Here is a 6,282-nt window from a genome sequence, read left to right as displayed (position 1 = left end):
TGAGGTGAGGGGCCGTGAGGGTGGGTTCTCTGAGGTGAGGGGCCGTGAGGGTGGGTTCTCTGAGGTGAGGGGCCGTGAGGGTGGGGTCTCTGAGGAACAGGCGCGGCAGCCCGGCGCTGATCGGCCGTCCCCACCAGTCGTCCAGCACGGCGACGATGCGGCCGTGGTCATCGGGCTCGGCCGGCCGCAGGCGCGGCTCCCCGGGGTCGTTCTGGTCCATGATCACATATCGTCCCGGCAGCACCGCGCGGCTGTCCAGCCGCCGGGGGTGAGCGTTGACGTCGGTTTCCGGGCCGCATGGCGCGGGGCTCCCGCCGAAGGGTGACGATCACAGGTCCGACCTCCCATCTGCTTCAGGCATACATCTCGCACGGATGTCTGTCCACGGCCGTCAGCACCTCCGACGTCTCCTCCGGGCCGAGTTAGTAAAGTTTCCTAAAGTTGGAGCGTTCCAAGATCGACAACTTGTTGACGGGTGTGACTCCCTGTGGGAACACGATGAAAAGCCGCTCACCCCCCAGGAGCCACCCGATGAACTCGTGGAAGCCCCGGTTATGCGTCCTCGCGCTGGTCGCGGGCGCGCTGGCCGTGCCCGCCGGCCCCGCCGACGCCGCCCCCACCAGGTACGAGGCCGAGAACGCGACGCTCTCGCAGGGAGCCGTCGAGTCCAACCACACCGGCTACTCCGGCAGCGGCTTCGTGAACGGCGACAACGTCGCCGGCTCCTACACGGAGTGGACCGTCAACGCGCCCGGCGCCGGAACCGCCACGCTGGCCCTGCGCTACGCCAACGGCACCACCGGCGACCGGCCCGCCGACCTCGCCGTCAACGGCTCGGTCGTGGCCGCCTCCCGCGCCTTCGCCCCCACCGCGAACTGGGACACCTGGGCCACGGTCACGCTGACCGCCCAGGTCAAGGCGGGCCCCAACACGATCAGGGCCACCGCCGCCACCGCCGGAGGCAACCCCAACTGGGACTACCTCGACGCCGACGTCCAGGTCAGCGGCTTCACCGACTACCAGGCCGAGACCGCCACGATCGCGCGGGGCGTCGTGGAGTCCAACCACGCCGGCTACACCGGCTCCGGCTTCGTCAACTACGACAACGCGACCGGCTCGTACGTCGAGTTCCAGGTCAGCGCGGCGGCCACCGGCCCGCAGAGCCTGACCTTCCGCTACGCCAACGGCACCACGATCGACCGGCCGCTGAGCATCTCGGTGAACGGCGCCGCGAGCACCCGGTCCTTCCCCGGCACCGGCGCGTGGACCACCTGGAACGAGGTCACGCTCAACGCCACCCTGAACGCGGGCGCCAACACCGTACGGGCCACCGCGACCAGCGCGGACGGCGGCCCCAACCTCGACCGGCTGCGCGTCAGCGGACCGGCCGACACCCAGAAGCCGACCGCGCCCGGCCAGCCGGTGTGCGGCGAGATCACCCACAACAGCCTGAAGCTGGACTGGCCGCCCGCCACGGACGACATCGGCGTCGTGGCCTACGACATCTACCAGCAGGGCCAGCTCATCGCCACCGCCCCCGCGCCGCCGGCTACGCTGACCGGGCTGACCCCCGACTTCGGCTACCAGCTGTCGGTGTTCGCCCGGGACGCCTCCGGCAACGTCTCGCTGAGCAGCCCCGAGGCCGCCTGCCACACGCTGCCCGCGCCGCCGGACGACCCGCCCTCGCCGCCCGGCACGCCCGCGGTCAGCGGCGTCCAGCCCACGTCGGCGACCGTCACCTGGGCCGCCTCCACCGACGACGGCGGCGTGCGCGCCTACCTGGTCCGCGACCACGCCTCCGGCGCCGTGCTGGCCACCGTCACCGGCGCACCGCCCGCCACCAGCACGAGCGTGCCGCTGGAGTGCGCGCGCACCTACCAGCTCGACGTCGTCGCCCGCGACACCGCCGGCCAGCTCTCCGCGCCGAGCGCGGCGTCGGCCGCGTTCACCACCGGCGGGTGCGGGACCGTGCCCCAGACGCCGACCTCCGTCGCGGGCGGCTGGGACGTGCCCTGGGACGCCTCCTGGACGCCGGACGGCTCGTTCGCGCTGGTCACCGAGCGGGACACGTTCAAGGTGTTCAGGGTGACACCGTCGGGCACGAAGACGCAGGTCGGGACCGTGCCGAACGTGCAGACCACCGACGGCGAGGGCGGCCTGATGGGCCTGGACCTCTCCCCCACCTGGAACGGCACGACCGACCAGGAGGTGTTCTTCATGCACACCGCCGCCGAGGGCAACCGCATCGCGAGGATGAACTTCAACGGCAGCACGCTCAGCGGCTACACCACGATCCTCCAGGGCATCGACAAGAACCGGTACCACAACGGCGGCCGCATCCGCTTCGGCCCCGACGGCTACCTGTACGCCACCACCGGCGACGCCCAGCAGTCGGCCAACGCGCCCAACCTGAACTCGCTCAACGGCAAGATCCTGCGCCTGACCAGGACCGGCGCCGCCGCGCCCGGCAACCCGTTCGGCACCCGCGTCTACAGCTACGGCCACCGCAACCCGCAGGGCCTGGCCTGGGACTCCGCCGGCCGGCTGTGGTCGTCGGAGCTGGGCAACTCCGCGCGCGACGAGCTCAACCTGATCCAGCCCGGCAAGAACTACGGCTGGCCCACCTGCGAGGGCACCTGCACCGCCTCCGGCATGACCAACCCCAAGTACACCTGGGGCGTCGCCGAGGCCTCGCCGAGCGGCATCGCGATCGTCGGCAACACGGTCTTCATGGCGGCGCTGCGCGGGCAGCGGCTGTGGCGCATCGTCCTGAACGGCGAGAACGTCTCGACGGTCAACTCCTACTTCAACGGCACGTACGGCAGGCTGCGCCTGGTCGAGAAGGTGCCGGGCGCCGCCGCCATCTGGTTCGGCTCGACCAACTCCGACAACAACGGCGACGGCAGCGCCGACACGATCCGCCGCTCCGCCATCCAATAACCCCCGAGGGAGTGACCGTGCTCGCAACCCGCTTACGCACCCTCGTCCCGGTCGCCGCCGCGTGCCTGGCCGTCTCCGCGCTCGTGGCGCTGCCCGCGCGCGCGGCGACCGTGCGCTACGAGGCCGAGAACGCCGCCAACGTCCAGGGCGCCGTCGAGGCGAACCACGCCGGGTTCTCCGGCACCGGCTTCGTCAACAGCGTCAACGCGGCCGGCCCGTACACGGAGTGGACCGTGGACGCCCCGGCGGCCGGCACCGCCACCCTGGCCATCAGGTACGCCAACGGCACCGGCTCGGCCCGCGTCGCCGACGTCTCCGTCAACGGCACGGTCGTGTCCGCCGGGCGTTCGTTCGGCGCGACCGCCAACTGGGACACCTGGGCGACCTCGACCCTCACCGCCGCCCTGAACCGGGGCGACAACAAGATCCGGGTCACCGCCGCGTCCGCGGGCGGCAACCCCAACCTCGACTTCCTGGAGGCCACGACCGCCGACGCCCCGGCCACCGAGTACCAGGCCGAGGCCGCGACGCTGACGGGGGCGAGCGTGGCCACCAACCACACCGGCTACACCGGCGCCGGGTTCGTCGACTACGTCAACGCCCCCGGCGGCTCGGTCGAATGGTCGGTCAACGTGGCCGAGTCCGGCAGCCACACGCTGACCTTCCGCTACGCCAACGGCACCGCCGCCGGCCGCCCGATGGACGTCGCCGTCAACGGCGTCACGGCGGTGGCCGGCCTGGCCTTCCCCGGCACCGGCGGCTGGGACACCTGGGCCGACGTCCGCGCCACGGTGACGCTGAACGCCGGCGTCAACACCGTCCGCGCGACCGGGACCGGCGCCGAGGGCGGCCCGAACGTGGACAGGTTGTCGGTCAGCGGCGCCGGCGGCGCCGACGGCCAGGCGCCCACCGTGCCGGCGAGCCCGCGGGTGACCGGCGTCTCGGCCACCGGCATCTCCCTGGCCTGGACGGACTCCACCGACAACGTGGGCGTCACCGGCTACCGCGTCTACGAGGGCACGACCGTGGTGGCGACCTCACCCACCGCGAGCGCCACGGTGGCGGGGCTGGCCGCCGGGTCCGCCCACACGTACACGATCACGGCGGTGGACGCGGCGGGCAACGAGTCCGGGCACAGCGCCGCGGTCACCGGCACCACGACCGGCGGCACCGGCGGGCCCACCGCCGACCAGCTCCTCGCCAAGGTCACCACGTGCGCCCAGATCTCCAACGGCAAGTACAAGACCGACTCCGACGTCTCCTCCGGGACCGTCGCGGTGTGCGGCAAGACCGGCGGCGTGTTCTGGAAGGGCGACCTGGACATCGACTGCGACGGCGTCCGGACCGCGCAGTGCAACGAGAGCACCGACTGCTGCTTCCAGGCCGAGACGTTCTGCCACACCACCTCGGACACGCCGCTCAACGCCGCGCAGCTCCCGTACGTGGTGGTGCCGAGCCCCAGCTCGATCTGGGACTACCGGACCAAGGGCATCGGCTGCGGGACGGTGGTGGCGGTCATCTACAACGGCCAGGTCGAGTACGCGGTCACGGGCGACACCGGCCCGTCCGGGATCATCGGCGAAGCCTCCTACCGCACCGCCGCCGACCTCGGCATCAACCCCGACCCGAGCAACGGCGGCACGGACTCCGGCGTCACGTACATCGCGTTCACCGGCTCCGGGACGAAGGTGGCGGCCATCGAGAACCACGCCCAGGCCGTGACGCTGGGCCGGACCCTCGCCCAGCGGTTCATCGACGCCAACTGACCGACCACGCCATGCCCTGATTTGTCCTGGATAAAACAGCAGGTAGCTGGACAGGACAGGGGTTATGGCAAGATCTGCACTGGTCGTCATCGACATGCTGAACCCGTACGAGCACCAGGACGCCGAGCTGCTCGTCCGGCAGGTGGAGCCGATCGTCGAGCCGCTCGCGGACCTGGTGGCGCGGGCCCGCGAGCGGGACGACGTCGAGCTGGTCTACGTCAACGACAACTACGGCGACTTCGCCGCCGACCGGCGGGAGATCGAGGAGCGGGCGATGAAGGGCCGGCGGCCGGACCTGGTGCAGCCGGTCCTGCCGCCCCCGGGGTGCGCGTTCCTGCCCAAGGTGCGGCACAGCGCGTTCTTCGGCACGTCGCTGGAGTACCTGCTGTCGCACAGCGGGGTCGAGCGGGTCGTCCTGGCCGGGCAGGTGACGGAGCAGTGCGTGTTGTACAGCGCGCTGGACGCGTACGTGCGGCACTACGAGCTGACCGTGCCGCCCGACTGCGTGGCGGCCATCCACCACGATCTCGGGCAGGCGGCGCTGAACATGATGGAACGCAACATGTCCGCCCGGCTCACCCCGTCCGGCGACTGCTTCACCCGATGAGCTCGGCTGTGCGGTCGGCGACGAGGTGCGGCTGCTCGGCCTGGACCAGATGGCCCGACACGACGTCCTCGTGGCGCCCGTCGGGCAGGCTGTCGGCGTAGCGGCGCTGGTGCTCGCGGTTGGCGACGTGCTGGCGCTCCCGCCCTCGGGCGGCGCGGGTCACCGACAACACGATCGTCGGGCAGCGCGGCAGCCGAGGGGGGCGCGCCCGGAACTCCGGGATGGCGGCGGCCACGGCCCGGATCTCCTGGCGCGTCCGGGCGACCCCGGCGGGGGTGAAGTCCTCGGCGAGCATGGTCCGGTAGGTGTCGGCGGGGAACAGCCGTCGGACGTTCCCGCTGAACAGCCGCGCCGGCGGACGGAACCGGCTGAGCGCCTGCGTCACCGCCATCACGCGGTCGACCTGCGCGGCTGTCCGGTCCCAGGTGTCGTACACCGGCGAGGTCTCCGGCAGGACGTCGGCCAGCAGCAGCCCCCGCAGCCGGGGCCCCAGCAGCTCGGCGGCACGGCGCGCGACCAGCCCGCCCATGCTGTGCGCGACCAGCACGAACTCCCCCGGCACGACGGCCTCGGTCATCGCGACCAGGTCGGCCGCCAGGTCGTCGATGCCGAGCGGCCCGGTGGCGGGGCCGCTGCGCCCGCGCCCGGCCCGGTCGTAGGTCACCAGCCGCGCCCTGCTCGCCAGCAGCGGCGTCACCACGTCCCAGCAGGTGCGCCCGCAGCCCCCGCCGGCCTCGAACACCACCGGTAAGGGGCCTTCACCGGTCTCCTCGACATAGACGTGCCGGCCGTTCACCGGCACCGTCCGCCCCGGCACGTCCCGCATGCCGCCTCCTCCGCTCCGCGAACCGAACGTTTTCATTTTGGATAACGGTATCTCATATGAAATCGTTACGCCATGGACCCTGTCGAGCAGCTGCTGCACCCCGTACGGCTGCGCATCGTGCACGCCGTGGCCGCCGCGGGCAC

At 72.1% G+C, this 6,282-nt stretch carries 4 protein-coding genes and 1 pseudogene; 3 read left to right on the top strand and 2 right to left on the bottom strand.

What is annotated here, in order from left to right; all coding sequences use genetic code 11:
* Positions 1-220: pseudogene (locus ACWCSD_RS45380) on the bottom strand (hypothetical protein); the annotation flags it as partial.
* A 311-nt stretch (positions 221-531) separates the two neighbouring features.
* Here ACWCSD_RS45380 and ACWCSD_RS45375 point away from each other — a divergent pair.
* The 3 genes from ACWCSD_RS45375 (at position 532) to ACWCSD_RS45365 (ending at position 5,313) form a co-directional block, all read left to right on the top strand.
* Positions 532-2,940, top strand: coding sequence for a PQQ-dependent sugar dehydrogenase (locus ACWCSD_RS45375; protein ID WP_449924752.1), 2,409 nt, complete (start codon positions 532-534; stop codon positions 2,938-2,940).
* Between the two features lie 17 nt (positions 2,941-2,957).
* Positions 2,958-4,706 (top strand): glycoside hydrolase family 75 protein, encoded by a 1,749-nt coding sequence (locus ACWCSD_RS45370; RefSeq protein WP_449924749.1) that lies wholly within the window; start codon positions 2,958-2,960, stop codon positions 4,704-4,706.
* A 64-nt stretch (positions 4,707-4,770) separates the two neighbouring features.
* Entirely contained in the window at positions 4,771-5,313 is a 543-nt protein-coding gene (locus tag ACWCSD_RS45365; protein ID WP_358293550.1) for a cysteine hydrolase family protein, read from the top strand.
* On the opposite strand, the gene ACWCSD_RS45360 is transcribed toward ACWCSD_RS45365, so the two are convergent.
* A complete protein-coding gene (locus ACWCSD_RS45360) occupies positions 5,303-6,139 on the bottom strand; it encodes an alpha/beta fold hydrolase (protein ID WP_449924745.1) in 837 nt (278 codons plus the stop codon). The genes ACWCSD_RS45365 and ACWCSD_RS45360 overlap by 11 nt on opposite strands.
* Between the last annotated feature and the right edge of the window lie 143 nt (positions 6,140-6,282).

The sequence above is a fragment of the Nonomuraea sp. NPDC001684 genome (assembly GCF_053596515.1).
The sequence above is the reverse complement of the archived record's forward strand: the minus strand, read 5'-3'. Positions and strand labels throughout refer to the sequence as shown.